The organism is Anaerococcus sp. mt242 (genome assembly GCF_016798225.1).
Taxonomy (GTDB): domain Bacteria; phylum Bacillota; class Clostridia; order Tissierellales; family Peptoniphilaceae; genus Anaerococcus.
Window position 1 is genome coordinate 31,504 of the sequence record NZ_JAEUYX010000009.1, and the last position, 17,838, is coordinate 49,341.

General features: G+C 32.0%; 19 protein-coding genes. 16 read left to right on the forward strand and 3 right to left on the reverse strand.

Going from position 1 to position 17,838, the window contains the following annotated elements; genetic code table 11:
* The first annotated feature begins 27 nt into the window (after nucleotides 1-27).
* The 8 genes from JNO63_RS05295 to JNO63_RS05330 all read left to right on the forward strand — a co-directional run bounded on the left by JNO63_RS05295 (nucleotide 28) and on the right by JNO63_RS05330 (nucleotide 8,090).
* Nucleotides 28-1,470, forward strand: a complete 1,443-nt coding sequence (locus tag JNO63_RS05295; RefSeq protein WP_203127461.1) for a peptide MFS transporter — start codon at nucleotides 28-30, stop codon at nucleotides 1,468-1,470.
* A gap of 11 nt (nucleotides 1,471-1,481) precedes the next feature.
* A complete protein-coding gene (locus JNO63_RS05300; protein ID WP_203127462.1) occupies nucleotides 1,482-2,567 on the forward strand; it encodes a M24 family metallopeptidase in 1,086 nt (361 codons plus the stop codon).
* On the forward strand, nucleotides 2,560-3,441 hold the full coding sequence (pepI, locus tag JNO63_RS05305; protein WP_203127463.1) for a proline iminopeptidase: 882 nt from the start codon (nucleotides 2,560-2,562) through the stop codon (nucleotides 3,439-3,441). Before JNO63_RS05300 ends, pepI begins: the two co-directional genes overlap by 8 nt.
* 85 nt (nucleotides 3,442-3,526) lie before the next feature.
* Entirely contained in the window at nucleotides 3,527-4,678 is a 1,152-nt protein-coding gene (locus tag JNO63_RS05310) for an NAD(P)-dependent malic enzyme (protein WP_203127464.1), read from the forward strand.
* A gap of 102 nt (nucleotides 4,679-4,780) precedes the next feature.
* Nucleotides 4,781-5,593 (forward strand): Cof-type HAD-IIB family hydrolase, encoded by an 813-nt coding sequence (locus tag JNO63_RS05315; RefSeq protein WP_203127465.1) that lies wholly within the window; start codon nucleotides 4,781-4,783, stop codon nucleotides 5,591-5,593.
* Nucleotides 5,594-5,601: 8 nt separating this feature from the next.
* On the forward strand, nucleotides 5,602-6,393 hold the full coding sequence (locus JNO63_RS05320) for an MBL fold metallo-hydrolase (protein WP_203127466.1): 792 nt from the start codon (nucleotides 5,602-5,604) through the stop codon (nucleotides 6,391-6,393).
* 10 nt (nucleotides 6,394-6,403) lie between these two features.
* Entirely contained in the window at nucleotides 6,404-7,216 is an 813-nt protein-coding gene (locus JNO63_RS05325; RefSeq protein WP_203127467.1) for a tRNA 2-thiocytidine biosynthesis TtcA family protein, read from the forward strand.
* On the forward strand, nucleotides 7,209-8,090 hold the full coding sequence (locus tag JNO63_RS05330; protein WP_203127468.1) for an undecaprenyl-diphosphate phosphatase: 882 nt from the start codon (nucleotides 7,209-7,211) through the stop codon (nucleotides 8,088-8,090). The genes JNO63_RS05325 and JNO63_RS05330 overlap by 8 nt, the downstream gene beginning before the upstream one ends.
* A gap of 32 nt (nucleotides 8,091-8,122) precedes the next feature.
* Here the strand turns inward: JNO63_RS05330 and JNO63_RS05335 are convergent, their stop codons facing one another.
* Together JNO63_RS05335 and JNO63_RS05340 are read right to left on the reverse strand one after the other, a co-directional pair.
* Entirely contained in the window at nucleotides 8,123-9,418 is a 1,296-nt protein-coding gene (locus JNO63_RS05335; protein WP_203127469.1) for a HAMP domain-containing sensor histidine kinase, read from the reverse strand.
* Nucleotides 9,415-10,110, reverse strand: coding sequence for a response regulator transcription factor (locus tag JNO63_RS05340; RefSeq protein ID WP_203127470.1), 696 nt, complete (start codon nucleotides 10,108-10,110; stop codon nucleotides 9,415-9,417). The genes JNO63_RS05335 and JNO63_RS05340 overlap by 4 nt, the downstream gene beginning before the upstream one ends.
* 135 nt (nucleotides 10,111-10,245) lie before the next feature.
* Here JNO63_RS05340 and JNO63_RS05345 point away from each other — a divergent pair, with 135 nt between their 5' ends.
* From JNO63_RS05345 to JNO63_RS05355, 3 genes are read left to right on the forward strand one after another with little or no spacing between them, the layout of a single operon-like run.
* Entirely contained in the window at nucleotides 10,246-11,136 is an 891-nt protein-coding gene (locus tag JNO63_RS05345) for an ABC transporter ATP-binding protein (RefSeq protein ID WP_203127471.1), read from the forward strand.
* A gap of 9 nt (nucleotides 11,137-11,145) precedes the next feature.
* The gene (locus JNO63_RS05350) at nucleotides 11,146-11,901 is read left to right on the forward strand and encodes a hypothetical protein (RefSeq protein WP_203127472.1); all 756 of its coding nucleotides are present in this window, start codon (nucleotides 11,146-11,148) and stop codon (nucleotides 11,899-11,901) included.
* Nucleotides 11,902-11,912: 11 nt separating this feature from the next.
* Nucleotides 11,913-12,629 carry an ABC transporter permease gene (locus JNO63_RS05355; protein WP_203127473.1) on the forward strand — a complete coding sequence of 239 codons (717 nt, stop codon included), beginning with the start codon at nucleotides 11,913-11,915 and terminating at the stop codon, nucleotides 12,627-12,629.
* Between the two features lie 87 nt (nucleotides 12,630-12,716).
* On the opposite strand, the gene JNO63_RS05360 is transcribed toward JNO63_RS05355, so the two are convergent.
* Nucleotides 12,717-13,895: a sodium/glutamate symporter gene (locus JNO63_RS05360; protein ID WP_203127474.1), complete on the reverse strand. Its 1,179-nt coding sequence runs from the start codon at nucleotides 13,893-13,895 to the stop codon at nucleotides 12,717-12,719.
* 97 nt (nucleotides 13,896-13,992) lie between these two features.
* Between JNO63_RS05360 and JNO63_RS05365 the strand changes: the two genes are divergently transcribed.
* The 5 genes from JNO63_RS05365 to JNO63_RS05385 are packed head-to-tail and all read left to right on the forward strand — an operon-like array spanning nucleotide 13,993 to nucleotide 17,833.
* Entirely contained in the window at nucleotides 13,993-15,141 is a 1,149-nt protein-coding gene (locus JNO63_RS05365; RefSeq protein ID WP_203127475.1) for a glycosyltransferase, read from the forward strand.
* Between the two features lies 1 nt (nucleotide 15,142).
* Nucleotides 15,143-15,934: a glycosyltransferase family A protein gene (locus JNO63_RS05370; protein ID WP_203127476.1), complete on the forward strand. Its 792-nt coding sequence runs from the start codon at nucleotides 15,143-15,145 to the stop codon at nucleotides 15,932-15,934.
* Complete coding sequence (locus JNO63_RS05375; protein ID WP_203127477.1) at nucleotides 15,924-16,748, forward strand: chain-length determining protein; 825 nt, start codon at nucleotides 15,924-15,926, stop codon at nucleotides 16,746-16,748. Before JNO63_RS05370 ends, JNO63_RS05375 begins: the two co-directional genes overlap by 11 nt.
* Entirely contained in the window at nucleotides 16,741-17,406 is a 666-nt protein-coding gene (locus JNO63_RS05380) for a CpsD/CapB family tyrosine-protein kinase (protein ID WP_203127478.1), read from the forward strand. The genes JNO63_RS05375 and JNO63_RS05380 overlap by 8 nt, the downstream gene beginning before the upstream one ends.
* Nucleotides 17,399-17,833 (forward strand): SH3 domain-containing protein, encoded by a 435-nt coding sequence (locus JNO63_RS05385; RefSeq protein ID WP_203127479.1) that lies wholly within the window; start codon nucleotides 17,399-17,401, stop codon nucleotides 17,831-17,833. Before JNO63_RS05380 ends, JNO63_RS05385 begins: the two co-directional genes overlap by 8 nt.
* The last annotated feature ends 5 nt before the right edge of the window (nucleotides 17,834-17,838 follow it).

A 17,838-nucleotide genomic window follows, 5' to 3' on the forward strand; every position in this document is an offset into this window, starting at 1 on the left:
TAATAAAATATTTTATAGGAGGAATTTATGCAAAAAAATGTTACTAACAAAAGACCGGCTGGTTTTTATGCAGCTTGTATTGCCTTTTCATTTGAACGTTTTGCCTTTTATGCAGCAAAATGGCTGATGACAGTTTTTGTGGCCGCAACTATTATGGATGGGGGTCTGGGGCTTAGCACTGGTGAAGCTGCTAGAATGAGTGCAAATTTGGTTGCTTTTACATACTTACTGCCTTTATTTGGTGGGTATATTTCAGATTATTTGATTGGAGCTAGGTATCTAATACCAATTGGCTTAGCCTTAATGGGAGTGGGATATTTATTAGCCTGGAAAGCTGAGTCAGCTGGAGCTATAAATGCTATGGTGATTTTAGTTTCAATTGGTACAGGTCTTTTTAAATCTCAAAATAATGCAATTATTGGTAGACTTTTTAAAGACAAAACTCAGCTTGATGCAGCATATTCAACCCAGTATTCATTTGTAAATATAGGTTCATTTATAGGAACAACAATTATTGGGATATTGGCAGCTAAATATGGTTACAGATTTTGCTTTTTAGTTTGTGCTATTATAGTATTTATAGATGCTATTTGGTATATTGCAAACTACAAAAACTTTGGAAATGCTGGTAAAAAACCATTTAAAATCAATGAAAATGCGGATCCAAATGAAGTTAAAAATGAGGAAAAAGTACCTCTTACAAAACTTGAGAAAAATAGAATCTTTGCTATAATTTTAGTTTCATTTTTCTCAATTATTTTCTGGATATTCTGGTACTTAGCATCTCTACCAGTACTATTTCACTGGGCTGGAGAAACTGCGGCAGCAGATTGGACAATAGGATCATTTGAAGTACCAACTGCATGGTTTGACTCTCTAAATGCTATTTTATGTATTATCCTTGGACCAATTTTAGGTGCGTATTGGACAAAAAAAGCAAATTCTCCAAAAGGAGACTTTAATATGTTCCAAAAAACAGCACTTGGTATATTTTTACTAGGTTTATCCTACATTGTTTTCGGTTCAGCAGAAATCGCTCGTGGAACAGGTCAAGCATCATTGATATGGATAATTTTATTTGGTATCTTACTAACACTTGGAGAAATGGTATTTTCACCACTTGGTAACTCATTTATAGCAAAATATGCTCCACCTCAACTTATAACAACTATGATGAGTGTTTGGGTTCTAGCAGTATTCTTCTCAGGAAAATCTTATGGGGCAATTTATGACTTTACTCAACAATTCCCATTTGATAAAGTAATGTTTACTATTGCTGCAATTGCAATTATATCTGCAGCCATCTTATGGTTTTTTAGTGGTAAATTACAAAGACTTGTAGAACCAGACGCGGCTGATAGAGCAGAGTATGAAAAACTTCATAATATAGAAAAAAAAGAAAATATAAATAAGAAAAGTATTAAAACTGAAGAAACAATCACCTTTGAATCAGATGATGAAAATAACTAAGGAGTTATACAATGACTGATAGATTTAAAAGAGTTTTAGACAAGATGGAATCAGAAGACCTTAAGCAAATTATCGTTACAGATCCAATTGCAATTTATTATTTAATCGGCAAAAAAATCAATCCTGGTGAAAGAATGCTTGCCCTATATTTAAATACAGATGGAGATAGAAAACTTGTTATAAACGAGCTTTTCCCACAAGAGGGCGATCTTGGAGTAGATTTAATCTGGTATAACGATATCGAAGATCCTATCGAATATTTGTCAAAAGAAATAAAAGACTATGACAAAATAGGGATTGATAAAACTTGGCCATCTGGATTTTTGCTAAGACTTCAAGAAAGATTCCCAGACAAAAAATATGTAAACTCATCACTATTAATCGATGAAGTCAGAATGATAAAAGATAAAGAAGAAATCGACCTTATGAGAGAATCTTCTAGAATCAATGATGAAGTTATGGATGAAGTCATTCCTTGGGTTACAAAGGGACTTACAGAAAAAGAACTATCAGATAAGGTAAAAGAAATTTATAAAAGCCATGGCATAGGAGAAGTTTCCTTTGAGCCAATCACAGCCTACGGCAAAGGTGGAGCTGACCCTCACCATGAAACAGATAATTCTAAAGGAAAACTAGGTGATAGCGTAGTTTTAGATATTGGTGGCTTTTATAAAGGCTATGCATCAGATATGACAAGAACAGTTTTTATAGGAGAAGCTTCAGATAAGGCACGTGAAGTTTATGAAATCGTAAAAGAAGCAAATCTACGAGGAATTGCAGCTGCAAAACCAGGCAATAAGATGAGTGATGTGGATAAAGCATGTCGTGATTATATAGAAGAAAAAGGTTATGGCAAATATTTTACTCATAGAACAGGCCACTCAATAGGTCTTGAAGACCATGAATATGGCGATGTTTCTAGTGTAAATGATGCAATAATAAAACCAGGACAAATTTTCTCAGTAGAACCAGGCATTTATCTAATGGATGAAGGTATAGGTGTCAGAATAGAAGATTTAGTCATCATTACAGAAGATGGCAATGAAGTAATAAATCACTATACAAAAGATTTAATAGTGGTAGATATAGATGATTAATGAAGGCTATATGCCTTTTAAGGATTACAAAACTTATTATAGAATTGTAAATCCAGAAGGCAGAAAAACCCCACTGATTTTAATCCACGGAGGACCAGGATCAACCCACAATTACTTTGAAGTTTTTGATGACTTTGCCTATAAAAATGACAGGCCAATAGTAATGTACGATCAAATTGGATGTGGCAATTCATTTGTAGATGGTGATGAAGATTTATTTAATGCAGATGTTTGGATGGAGGAATTAATATCTCTAAGAGATTATCTAAAATTAGATGAAGTTCATATCCTAGGCCAATCTTGGGGCGGGATGCTTTTAATTCTTTACGCCTTAAGCAAGCCAGATGGTGTAAAATCAATTATTTTATCATCAACCTTATCTTCTGCAAAACTTTGGAGAAGCGAGCAAATTAGAAGAATAACCTATATGGATGATGAGTATAGAATCCCACTTCTAGAGGCAGAAAAAACTTGTGACTATGATTCAAAAGAATATCAAAAAGCCCTGGATGTTTTCATGGAAAGATATTCAGCAGGCCCATATGATGAAAATGACCCAGAATGTTTAACAAGAGAAAAGAAAGCTGGATCAAAATCCTATGTAGTAGGTTGGGGTGAAAATGAATTCTCCCCAACAGGAACTCTAGTTGGTTTTGAAGTGACTGATAGATTAAATGAAATAGAGATCCCAACTTTGATTACAAGTGGAGCCAAAGATTTATCATCACCTGTCATTGCAAAAACTATGAATGATAATATTAAAAAGTCAAAATGGGAGCTTTTTGCCAATTCCAGACACATGCCTTTTGTAGATCAACATGAAAAATATGTAATGGTTTTAGAAAAATGGCTGGAGATAGAAGACAATAAATAAAATATCAAGCAGGCAATTTCTAATATTGCCTGCTTTTTTGTGTTATAATCGTAAAAAAGGATGCTTAAAATTTAAGGAGAAAATTATGGACGTTTATGAAAAAGCTCTAGAAAAACACAGAGAATGGCAGGGAAAAGTTGGCACCGATGTAAAAGCAAAGGTAACAAATGCTGAAGAATTAACATATGCCTATACACCAGGAGTTGCTGAGCCATGCAGGGAAATTGCTAAAGATGATAGTAAGGCTTACGAATATACTTCAAAGGCAAATACAATTGCAGTTATTTCCGATGGATCTGCAGTTTTAGGTCTTGGAAACATTGGCCCAAAGGCTGCTATGCCAGTTATGGAGGGAAAAGCAGTTTTATTTAAAGAATTTGGCGGAGTAAACGCAGTGCCAATTGTCCTAGATACCCAAGATCCTGATGAAATCATAAAAACAATAAAAAATATTGCCCCGGGCTTTGGTGGCATAAATTTAGAGGATATTTCATCTCCAAGATGTGTTTATATAGAGGAGAAATTAAAAGAAATCCTTGATATACCAGTATTTCACGACGATCAACATGGTACAGCCATCGTAACAGTTGCAGCTTTGATAAATGCTTTAAAACTTGTAGATAAAAAGCCAGAAGATATCAAACTTGTAATGAGTGGGGCAGGAGCAGCTGGATTTTCTTGTGCAAAACTTATCCGTGATTTGGGAGTAAAAAACATTATAGTATGTGATTCCCGAGGGGCTATTAACAAAATGATGCTAAATTCTGGTAACCCGGTAAAGGCTCAAATAGCAGAAATCTTTAATCCAGATGATGTAGAGGGCTCTATAAGTGATGTAATAATGGGAGCAGATGTTTTTGTTGGAGTTTCTGCACCGGATATACTAGGTGAAGAAGATATTAAAAATATGAATGATGATGCTATTGTTTTTGCTATGGCAAATCCTATTCCAGAAATTGACTACCATGTGGCAAAAAAAGCTGGGGCAAGGATTGTAGCTACAGGGCGTTCTGATTTTCCAAATCAAATTAATAATGTCCTAGCTTTTCCAGGAATATTTAAGGGAGCCTTAGAAGCTCGTGCACCACAAATCACAGATCAAATGAAAATGGCCGCAGCAAAAGCACTAGCAGCCTTTGTAAAAGATGATGAGCTAAACGAAGAATACATCATCCCATCAGCTTTTGAAGAAGGAATCGCAGATGCTGTAAGTGATGCTGTAAAGACATTAAGATAATTGAAAAAGGCCTTAAAAATAGTAAAGTAAAAATAGAAAAGAAAGTTAAAAGACTGATTACTACAATCAGTCTTTTTTGTATGTAAAATCAAATGAGGAATTATGAATAAAGATATAAAATTAGTTGCTATTGACCTAGATGGTACACTTTTGGGATCTGATAGGGAAGTAGTAGAAAAAAATATAGATGCTATAAAGAAAATTCATGATAAGGGCATTAAAGTTGTAATTGCAACTGGCAGATGCTTTAACGGTTTTTGGTGGGTGCGCCAAGCCCTAGGACTAGAAGGATTTGATGACTACTCAATTTGTAATACAGGCGCCTTTATAAGATGCAATGCGACGGGGAAAGCTATTGTAGAAAATCCACTAGATAAATCGGATTATGAAAAAATCACCTCATATTTGAAAGATTATGATTTGCAAGTGGGGATTTTTACTAAAGATGTTCTTTACAACAATGAAGAAGTAGTAAATAATGGTTTTAAAACAGATCAAGAAGTAATGCGTCTTCCTCGTCAGAAGTTTAAAGACTTTGATGATATAGAAGAAAAAGTAGCTCGTATCAACTTTATGGGAGATGAAGCTGAGCTTGATAAGTTTTATGAAAAAAACAAAGAAGCTTTAGAAAAAGACTATATGACTATGAGAAATGAAACTTATTCTCTAGAAATCCTTAAAAAATCTTCAGGAAAAGCCAACAGTCTTAAAAAACTTTGCGAATTTTTAGATATAGATCTTGAAAATGTAGCCTACTTTGGCGACGGGGCAAATGATATAGAATCTATAAAGCTAGCAGGACTTGGTATAGCTATGGCAAATGCAAAAGAAGAGACTAAAGAAGCTGCAGACTATGTTACAAGCTCAAATGATGAGGCAGGAGTAGCAAAATTTTTAGAAAAATTATTTGATTAGAGGTTTTAATGGATAAATTTGCAATCCTTTCATCAGGATCGTCAGGAAACTGCTTATTTATCGAATATAAGGGCAGTAAAATCTTGGTGGATGCAGGATTTTCAGCACGTAGAATAGAAACACTGCTTAATGAAATAGGAAAAACTGCAAATGACTTGGACGGTATTTTCCTAACTCATGAGCATGCCGACCACACAAAGGGGGCAGGAACTTTATCCCGCCGCTATAATGTCCCGATCTTTGCAAATGCAGGCACATGGAAGGGCATAGAAAATTGTGTTGGAAAGCTAAAAGAAGAAAATATAAGAGTTTTTGATAGTGGTAAATTTTTATCTTTTGGATCTATGGATATTATGCCCATAAAAGTCCACCACGATGCAAATGAGCCAGTGGGTTTTATCCTATATTTGGGCAATAAAAAAATATCTCTATTGACAGATACAGGCATAGTCGATGAAAACATGTCCTATGAGATAAAGGGCTCTGATATTTATTATATGGAGGCCAACCATGACCTAGAGGCCTTAAAACGCGGACCATATCCTTATCCTCTAAAACTTAGAGTAATGAGCAATATGGGTCATTTATCAAATGATCAATCAGCAGAAGTTTTGGCCGATGCCCTGGAGGGTAAGGAAGAAAAAGTTTTTTTAGGCCACTTATCAGAAACCAACAACACACCAGAATTATCAAGGCTTACAGTAGATAACTATCTGACAAGTCTTGGCTTAGATACAAGAAAAGATATACACTTAGAAGTAGCAGATAGGTACATCCCATCTGGTATTGTAGAATTATAGAAAGTAAATTATGGAACTAATAGATATTGAAAGATCAATTATAAAAAAATATAGAAAGCAAATTTGGTCCCCCTTTATCAAAGCAATCAAAGAATTTGAACTGATAAATGATGGAGACAAGGTTGCTGTTGCAATCTCTGGGGGGAAGGATTCGCTTTTACTTGCAAAAGTTATAGAAGAACTACATAAACACAGTAAGGTAGACTTTGATGTGGTTTACATATCAATGGACCCTGGCTATGACCCAAGAAACCGTGAACAACTAGAAAAAAACCTAAATTATCTGGGAATTGACGGGCAAATCTTTGAAACCGAGGTTTTCAAAATAGCCGAAGAAGTCTCAAAAGGCGAATATCCTTGCTATATGTGCGCTAGAATGCGTAGGGGAAGTTTATACTCCAAGGCCAAAGAGCTAGGTTGTAATAAAATTGCCCTAGGCCATCATATGAACGATGTTATTGAAACAATTATGTTAAATGTTCTTTATGCTGGCAAATTTAACACAATGAAACCAAAACTCAAGGCGCAAAACTTTGAAAATATGGAACTAATTCGCCCATTTTATTATGTAAAGGAAGAAGATATTATTAAATGGCGTGATTATGTAGAGCTTTTTGCCCTAAACTGTGCCTGCACAGTAACAAAATCCCAAGAAGCTTACACAAGAAAAATGATAAAACAAATGATAGCGCAAATGAAGGAAAAAAATCCTGAAGTTGAAATGTCTATATTAAGGTCTGGAGAAAATGTAAATTGCGATATGGTCGTAGGCTACCAACTCCACGGACAAAAACATTCGTTCTTGGAGGAATTTAATGATTGAGTTTTTAAAAGTATTAATCTTATCCATTGTTGAAGGTATTACAGAATTTTTGCCAGTATCATCTACTGGCCACCTTATTTTGGTAAATGAATTTGTAAAACTAGACCCGCCAGAATTTTCAAATGCCTTTAATGTCATCATCCAATTAGGTGCTATAATGGCAGTTGTAGTTTTATATTTTAGAAAGCTAAATCCTTGGGATTATGAAAAAACAGACAAATATTTTCCAAAAAACTACAAAAAATTAAATGGTCAATCCAGATTTTATTATAGATTAACCCACCCAGATGAAAGAACAATCGAACTTTGGAAAAGGGTTATTGTTGGAGTACTGCCAGCTGGAGTTTTGGGACTACTTTTTGATGATTTTATAGATGAACATTTATTTAACCCAATGGTTGTTGCAACTATGCTTCTTATTTGGGGTTTAATTATTATTTTTGTAGAAAAAAGAAATAAAAATAGAGATGGTTTTGTAAATGATAATATTGCAAATGTTTCTTATAAAACTGTCATTGCTATTGGATTCTTCCAAGCCTTAGCAATGATTCCTGGTACATCTAGGTCAGCTGCAACCATTATGGGAGCTATGATTTTAGGCCTAAGCCGTGAAGCTGCTGCAGAATTTTCATTCTTTTTAGCAATTCCAACCATGCTTGGTGCAACTTTGTTAAAAGTAGTTAAAAATGTCCATGGCTTTACAGGGTCTCAATGGCTATTAATTCTAGCTGGTATGGTTTTAAGCTTTGTAGTAGCCTATGTAGTTATTAAAAAATTTATGGAATACATCAGCAAGCACAACTTTATTCCATTTGGAATATATAGGATAATCCTATCAGCCGTAGTATTTTTATACTTTGGCATTATAAAATAGAAAAAAAGAGCCTTGAAAATCTAGGCTCTTTTTTAAATTGAAAAAGTAAATCTAACCAAAACTCCTGGATAAAGATTTTCAATATCCATTGTTCCATTGTGAAGCTCGCAAATTTGCTTAGAAATGAATAAGCCAAGACCATGAGTTTCGATATTTGAGATATCGGACTTAAATAATCTTTGTATTATTTCATCAGACATATAACCATCTTGATTTGTTACTTCAACTATAAATTTCTCTTCATTGTTTTTAACGAGTATTGCCACTTCACCTTTAGAATATTTTAAACTATTTTCCACAATATTAAAAAGCATTCTATAAAATAGGTGTTCATCCATTTTTAATTTGATAGAGTCGTCTATCAAATTTTCAAAGTTTAAATCTTTATTTTGATGTTCATTTAACTCATCAACTATTAACTTTCTTATAATAACTAAGGGGTCTGAATAAACAAAGTGTTCCTTATTCATAATATCTAGTCTTTCAGTAAGGTTGAGGTCTTCTATGATTTTACTTATACTTTGAATTTGATTGTTCATTACTACTATTTGATCTTGATTCTGACTGTTTTTTATTTCCTCTAGACCCCAACTTAATTTAGTCAGAGGTGTTCTTATATCGTGGCTTATACCTCTTAACCAATTTGCTCTACTATTTTTAATTTTTATATATTTTTTATTAGCTTTATTTATAGTCTTTGAAATCTCTTTTAATTCTCCACTTTCATTTAACTTTACATAATCATCTTTAAATAAGTTATTTATAGAAGCTAGGAGAGGGTTTAAATTTTTATATAATTTCTTTATTTCAAAAATATAAAATAAGTATATTACAAGTAAAAATATTACTACAGAAAATATGATTATATAGAAATTATTTACAAATGCATCGTAATTGTAATAGTTAAAGGGCAATTTATCTAAAGATTTCTTAGGATAAGCAAATATTATTAGACCATCGCCAGCTACAAAAGTAAAGACAGGATAATCATCTAGATAATATCGTGTAAATTGTCCTACATCGGAGAGAGTAAATTTATTCTTTACTTCTGATGGCTTATTAAAGCTTTCTACAACTTCTCCGTTCTCATTTAATCGTATAGCCCATATATCTTTGTTTTTTAAATATTTGCGGTTATCATTTGTTAGATAGGTATTATCTTTTTTATTTTCTATTATATAATCATATATTAGATCTGGATTATTATATTGTTTAAATAGTTTGTAACTAGTAAATAACATAGCGCTGATGGTTACAATAGTAATCAAAATAAAAGCTATACACAGTTTTATAAATTTCTTATATTCTTTTAATAAATAATTTATCATAGCTGACCTTTAAGTTTGTAACCTAGCCCCTTTATGGTTACTAGTATTTTAGGATTAGATGGATCATCTTCTAATTTTTCTCTTAGTCTATAAATGTGAGTTATAAGGGTGTTTTCATATCCAAAAGAATCTTCCCAACAATGGTCTATAATTTGATCAATGGATACTATTTTGTTTAAATTTTCAGACATATAATCTAATATTTTAAATTGTTTAGCTGTAAGTGGTATTTCTGTAGTTTTTTTAATTAATAATGCTCTTTCTTTATCGAATATCACTCCGTTTAGATTAATTTTATCTTTATTATATTGTTTATAACTTCTTCTAAGTACAGCCCTTATTCTCCAAAGCAAGTCTTCTGGCAATAATGGTTTTATAATATAATCATCGGCTTCTAAGTCAAAACCGGATTTCATATCATCTCTACCATCCAGGGCTGAAAGTACTATTACAGGTAATTTAGAAGTTTTCCTAACTTCACTTAGCAAATCAAAACCGCTTCCATCAGGTAGCATTATATCTAAAACAAGCAAATCGACTTTGTTATTTTCTAATTTAAATTTTGCCTCTTTTATATTTTTAGCTGTAAGTACATTTTTAAAATTATTTTTAACTAGAAATTTATACATACTTCCTAAAAGATCTATTTCATCATCTACAATTAGTAGACATACATTATCATATGAATTCATTATTTACCTCTTTTCATATTAATTGTATCAAATAAAATTTTAATTTGTTATTTTGTGATGTAAAAGTGAGGAGAGTAAAATATTAGATTTATCTAAATATTTTAAACTTATATTAGTAAAACAAAAGGAGATAAAATGAAAAATATATTGGAGATTGAGAACTTAAAAAAATCTTATAATAAAGTTCTTGTATTAGATGATGTTAATTTAGATATTGAAAAAGGAGCTATATATGGTCTTATAGGTAAAAATGGTGCAGGAAAGTCCACCTTAATGAAGACAATTTTAGGCTTAGTAAAGAAGGATACTGGATCTATATCCTTATATGGCAAAAAAATAAATGAACAAAATCAAAAAGAAATAAACAAAAGTATTGGATCATTAATTGAAAATCCTTCATTTTATGACCATCTTACAGCTTATGAAAACTTAGAAATTATTTGCAAATTAAAAGGCATAAGCACAAAGGATATAAATAGAATATTAGAATTAGTTAATTTGAGTAAACACACAAATAAAAAAGTGAGAGAGTTTTCACTAGGGATGAAACAAAGATTAGGAATTGCTATAGCTATTATAGGGAATCCAAAGCTTTTAATCCTTGATGAACCTATTAATGGTCTAGATCCTTATGGTATAGAAGAGATGAGAAATTTATTTACTAATATAGTAAAAAATAGTGAAACAAGTATTTTAATATCTTCACATATCCTTGATGAGATTGAAAAAATATCTACTCACATAGGTATCTTAAGAGATGGCAAACTAGTATACAATGGATCACTTGATGATTATAGGAAACTCCACCCACCAGTTATGTCCATTGTTACTTCTGATAACATATTAGCTGCTAAATTATTAGGTCTAGATGATTCTAACATTATAAATGATAAGTTAGTCCTTGGTAACAAAGATAAAGAAGTAGTTGCTAGAATCATAAAACACATTATAAATGATGTAAATGTATATAGGGTGGAAGAAGAAAAAGAAAGCTTAGAAAAACTATTTATAAGTGAAACAAATTAAGGAATTGATATGAAGAATTTAGAAATAAAAAAGAATAAGGGTTTAGGCTTAAATTTTATGCTATTGATTGAATTTACAATCCACATGTTATTTATTTTAGTTGCAGTTTTAGGAAAAAGTTTTGGAAAAAGCTCCTATCCCTTATATATGCTTTTAGATAATTATTTTATGACTTGCCTATTAATAAATCCTATTATTATCTCCACAATTGCAAAAAAGGTAATTGAGATGGAAGAAAAAAATAATATGTGGCAGCTGCAGGCCAGTCTTGGTGAGGATATTTCAAATATTTTGGGGAACAAAATTGCCATTCTAGCTATAAAAATTGGCATTTTACAAATTATTGAGTGGGGAATCATTTTGCTTTTAGCAAATCGAAATCCAAATTTAATTCTTGATACCAGTACAATCACAAGATTAGTTATTTATTTTTTTAGTGAATACGCTATAAATTTATTTTTATTAAATTTATTTATGATAATAGAAATGAAGAGTAATAAGGTTTATTTCTCTTTGTTTTTCTCAATAATAGGAGCAATGTCTGGCATTATTTGTATGCTAACTTCTAAAGTTTTATCACAGATAAATCCATTTGCTTGGTTTGTAAGTATACTTAATCTATCTTACACAAAACAAGGCGGTGAATTTATTCAAAGTGTTAATGATATTAATTACTTAACTCTTATAATTAGTTTAATATGTATAATAGTTGAATTTATGATTTTGAAAAATATTAATAGCTATTTGCTAAATAAGGATTTATAAAGGAAGTAAATATGTTAAATATAGAAATGAAAAAATTAAAACTAAGAAGATTATTACTAACAATCCTTATTATTCCACTACTGGCAAATATATTTGGGGTAATAAATTATAAAGGTAATATCGATGTTTTGACTAATGAATGGCAAAGTCTTTGGACTCAAGTATCTTTATTTTACTTTATGTTTTTTCTAATACCTTTAATAGGAATAGTTGTGTCTAGCTTATGGTCCATAGAGCATAAGGCTGGATTAAAATTAATTAGAACAAGCCCTAGAAAGAATATAAATTTTGTTGTCACTAAGGCTTTTATTACCTTTGTAATTGTTGCTATAGCTCAGTTATACTTTTTAGGACTATTCATATTTTTTGGGAAAATTGTCTGTAATCTTCCAACAACAAATTTTACACTCTATTTTTACTATGTAGGATTTAGTATAATTTTGTCCCTTCCTATAATTTTTATTATGTCAGCCCTTAGCATAAAAATAAAATCACTATCTATAGTAGTTTTAATATCAGTGGGGATTTCAATCTTAGGGTTTATGCTATGTGCTCAAAATATATTTCCCCTTTTGAACAATATAATTGCAATTAGTAATTTAGCTTTAAAAATGAATAATTTTAGTTATATGTATATAGATGAAGTATTTTATATATTACTAATAGGTATAATTGAAATTATAGTATTTTTAAAGATGTCTAGAAAATTTTTAAAATATGAAGGCTAAGTCTAATTCATCTATACTAAAATAATGCCTTAATAACTAAAAAGTACCTCATTTCATTTTTCGGAAATGAGGTACTTTTTGTTTTTTTTATTTTAAGAAATTTATAAAAAATGTAATCACTATTGGGTTAAATAAGTTTACGGCGATTGCTAATACTATTGGAAGTACAAACATTGCCACATCTGCTGGGCCTTCTTTTTCTATAATGGCCTCCATATTTGCAATGGCATTTGGGGTTTGGCCGAGTCCTACTCCGCAATGGCCTGCTACCATAACTGCAGCATCATAATCGCGGCCAGTTAGATTAAATGTGACAAGGGAGGTATAGATTCCAATAAATATTGCTTGGGCGATCATAATTACAAGCATTGGTAGGGCAAGTCCTAAGATTGCACTGATGTTTAAGTTTATAAGAGCCAAGGATAAAAATAAATTTAGGGAAATATTTCCCAAAATTTCTATATTATCTATGTGAGAATCTTTTTTTAGCAGATCATAAATGTTGCGGGTGATTAGCCCTCCAAATTGGCAACCTACATAATAAGGAAAATTTAGGGAAGTCATGGCCAAGATTTTATTTATAAATGTCCCTAAAAAAGAAGCTAGGCCAATAACTATAATGGCATTCATCAAAGTTTTTTGATTGATAGGTCGCATTTTTTTACTATTCCCATCTAAATTTTTCTTGCCGATTGACTTTAAATTGTTGCGAGAGATTAGCCTACTTGCAACAGGGCCTCCTACAAGAGAACCTACTAAAATACCAAATGTCGCAGCAGCCACACCTATAGAAGTATTGTTTACCGATCCATAGCCTTCCATAATTTTACCAAAACTTACCGCTGAGCCAATGCCTCCGGTCATAGAAGTAGAGCCCATGGCAACTCCAAGTAGGGGATTGATGCCAAAAATATGGGTAAGGGCAACTGCCAAAAGATTTTGGAGTGGAAGTAGCAAAATAATGGCAAAGGCAAGTTTTATACCAAGCCAGCCACTTTTTTTAAGGACCTTAAAGCTACAAGCAAGCCCTATACAAGTGAAAAATATATTCATAAAGAAATCTTGTATCACTTCATCAAATTTAAAAAATCCAAAGCCTATTTGATTTAAAATTAAATTAATAAGGCTTATGATTAGTCCACCGATAACGGGGGATGGGATAAAGAATTTTTGAAAAAATTTTATCTTATTTTTTATAAAAGCTCCTAGGATAAAGGCAATAATTGCCACTCCTAGTGACTGTAAAATATCTAATTGTATTTCCATAATTACCTCGTTTAAAATATCATACTCTCATATTATATAAGAAATATTGCTATAATCATAGATTTTTTATATAATTGTCACAGAATAGAGGAGAAAAATGAAAATAATATTTTATATAGCAGGATTTGCAATTTTTTATGCAATGATTGGTTATCCACTGACTCTTTTGATTTTAGAAAAGATTTTAAAGAGGAAAAATGGCAAGGACTTATCTAAAAAGCCATTTGTTTCTGTGATAATCTCTGCTTACAACGAAGAAAAAGTAATAGAGAAAAAACTAGAAAATATAATACAAACAAGCTATCCAAATTATGAGGTGATAGTTGCAAATGATGCTTCAAATGATAGGACCGTGCCAATTGTCGAAGATTTTATAAAAAATCATCCGGATAAAAATATAAGGCTAAATACAGTTAGAAATCATTTGGGGAAAACAAATGCCCAAGATGAGGCAGTAGAAGTTGCAAATGGCGAAATAATCGTATTTTCAGATGCAAACTCCATGTTTAAAGCTGATGCCATTGATGAACTAGTAAGTTTTTTCACAGATGATGATATCGAATATGTGTGCGGATCTTTAATCTATGCCAAAGATGATGATATAGCATCGGTTGTGGCAGAAAATTCTTACTGGGATGCGGAGCTTTTGATGAGAAAAATCGAGTCAGAAATTTCTACTATTGCAGCAGGCAATGGGGCTATTTATGCAGTTAGAAAAAAAGATTACAGAAACTATGATCTTGTATCAAGCCACGATTATGAGATGCCACTTGCAGCAGGACTAAATCACAAAAGAGCCCTTTATAATCCAGCTGCCATAGCAGTTGAAAAGGCTGGGGCAACTACAAAAGATGAGTTTAAGAGAAAAGTTAGGATGCAAAGAAGGATTCTAACAAATCTATTTACAAATCTTCGCCGCTTAAATATTTTTGAATACGGCTGGTTTAGCTTCTTTCACTTTAACCACAAGACTTTAAGATTTTTGCAAGCCTTTAACCACATTTTGCTTGTTGTAAGTAACCTTGCCCTATTAAATCATGGATTGTTTTATAGGATATTTTTTATGGGCCAAGTAGCGTTTTTCACTCTTGCTGCTATTGGAAAACTTACTAATTCAAAAGCAAAAATATTTTATTTCCCAAGATATTACTCAATGATGATGCTAGCTCAACTAAAGGGAGCATATAACGAAGCAAGTGGAAAAAGCAAGCCTACTTGGGAAAAGGCTGAGACAACTAGGATATAAAATGAATATTGAAGTATTAATATCAACTATGCACGAAAAATCCATTGATTGCTACAAGAAATTTAACCTTGAAACTGATACAATTATAATAAATCAAACTGATTATAATGATTATCAAGAGTTAAGTATAGATGGTATAAAAATCAGAATGATTTCAACTACAACAAGAGGACTTGGAGTAAGCCGTAATCTTGCTTTGCTAAATTCAAATGCTGACATTGTAGTTTTTTGTGATGATGATGAAGTCTTTGAAAATGGATACAAAGATAAAATATTGTCAGAATTTGAAGCCCATCCGGATGTGGATTTTTTCGTATTTAAAACTATAATATATCAAGATGGCAAAGAAATTATAAAAGTAAAAAATGAAAAAAATCTATCTATATATAACTCATTAAGGTATGGATCAGTACATTTTGCATTTAAAAAAGAAGTGCAAAAACGCGAAAATATTTGGATTTCGACATATTTTGGGGCAGGCACACCAAATGGATCGGGTGAGGATAGTATTTTTATTAGTGATTTTATAAGAGCTGGGAAGAAAGTTCGTACAAGTGAAAAACTTATAGCAAAAGTTTACAATGACGGATCAACTTGGTTTACTGGATATGATGAGAAGTTTTTCTACGATAAGGGAAAACTTTCAAAAGCTCTTTTCCCAAATACTTATAGACTTTATATAGAACAATTTTTAAGACGCCATAAGGAAATGACAGAGGTCATTGATTTAAAAAAAGCCCGTAAACTAATGCTTGCGGGAGCAAAAGATTTTGGAGGAGAAAATGGAAAATAAAAAATCATTACTTTCAGCAATACCATCTGCAATTATTGCTGGGATAATTATAGGCATGATTACTTATTTTGGCCTAAATTTTGGTGGCTATAAGGAATATCAAGCTCAATCAAAGGTAGTTACTACAAATATTGAAAATTTAAATGAAGCAAGTGGCACAGCTGCAACCTATGCTGCAACAATTAATAGTCCAAAGATAAAACAAAGAACACTTGAAACACTAGGCATTGATTGGAATGTTGGCAAGCTTGACTCAAAACTAGAAATCAAACCAATAGAAAACACATCTATAATTGATATTGTTGTTACAGATACAAACAAACTTCGTGCAGAAGACATAGCTGACCAATACGCTGATTATACAGTTAGAGTTATCAATAATATTTATAATTCTGGTGCAAAAGTTATGGAATATTCTTATGGATCTGCTACAACCATTGATAATACACTAAGATATGCCCTTATGACAGGTGGTATAGGATTTATCCTTTGGACAGTTTTAAGAATGATAATGATAAATTCTTATAATAACAAAATTGCCAAAAACTATACAAATGATAAAAACGAAACTAGCGAAGTAAGAGAAGTTAGAGAAGTAGAAGAAAAACCAGCTAAAAAAACATTTAGATCATCTAAAAAAGAAGCCACAAAAAAAACAAGCAAGGTAGACTCAACAAGTTTTGAAAGTGGATCTACAAAAGTTATTGATGGCAGCGAAGTAAAAAAAGCAGCTGATTTATCTGAAACTTCATCTAGCAAATACGAAGTTTTAGGCAGAATTCCTTCCTATGACAAAGGAGAATTAGATGTTTAGAAAAAAAACTAACGAAAAAAGAGAAATTCTTCTCCAATCTTTTTATAATTTAGAGGATAGACTTGCAGAAAAAATGGGCTCACAACTGGTAACCCTAGCTTTCACTGCCTCAAGCCATGATACAGATAAAACTAATCATATTTATACACTAGCAAAACATTTGGCAGAAGATGGAGACAGAGTTTTAATTGTTGATGCAAATCTTAGAGAATCACACTTACCAAGTGTAACTGGAAAAGATAAAGAACGTGGATTTATAGACATCATCCTAGGGGATTATTCAGTAGATGATGCAATTATGCATGATAACAGCCATGATGATTTATCATATATCTTCACAGGTGAGGTAGGAGATTATGCTGATAAATTCCTAGAACCAGCTGATATCAAATCATTTTTTGATCAAATGCGTGATAGATATGATTATGTATTTATCGATCTTTCACCAAACATCGATATACCAGAAGCAAATATGTTTGCTGCAAATGCAGATGCAGCTGTTGTATTTTCAACCTATGAAAAATCCAACAACCCAGTTACCCGCGATAGCTTAAAACAACTTGAAAAAGTAAATGCAAATATTCTTGGAATCATAATCACAGACTATTTGTACGCAGATGAGGAAATTGATGAGCTATTTGGAGGAGAAAATGAATAAGATAAAACTATTAACAGGTCTAGCCCTTACTCTTGCCCTAACAGGATGTAGCGATGATAATTACACTTCTCTTAGACACCCAGAGGGCGAGGCGCAAACTGTAACTGACGAGTCCTTAGAAGAAAACACTAATGATCAAGCAACAGAAACTGAAAAAGCTGATCAAGCTAATGGAGAAAATCAAGCAGAAAATACTGAAGAGCAAAACACAGATCAAGCTGATGAGGAAGTTACTGATGATGGGATTAACTACACAGTAGAAAATGTTGTAAATGTGAGAGTTGCTCCTAGTGAAAATTCAAATGTTATGACAACAGTAAATCCTGGTGATGATATCCTTAAACTAGGTGAATCTGACAATTGGTCAAGAATTTCTATTGACGGACAAACAGGCTATATCAGAACAGATTTATTAAAAGCAAATTAATTAAC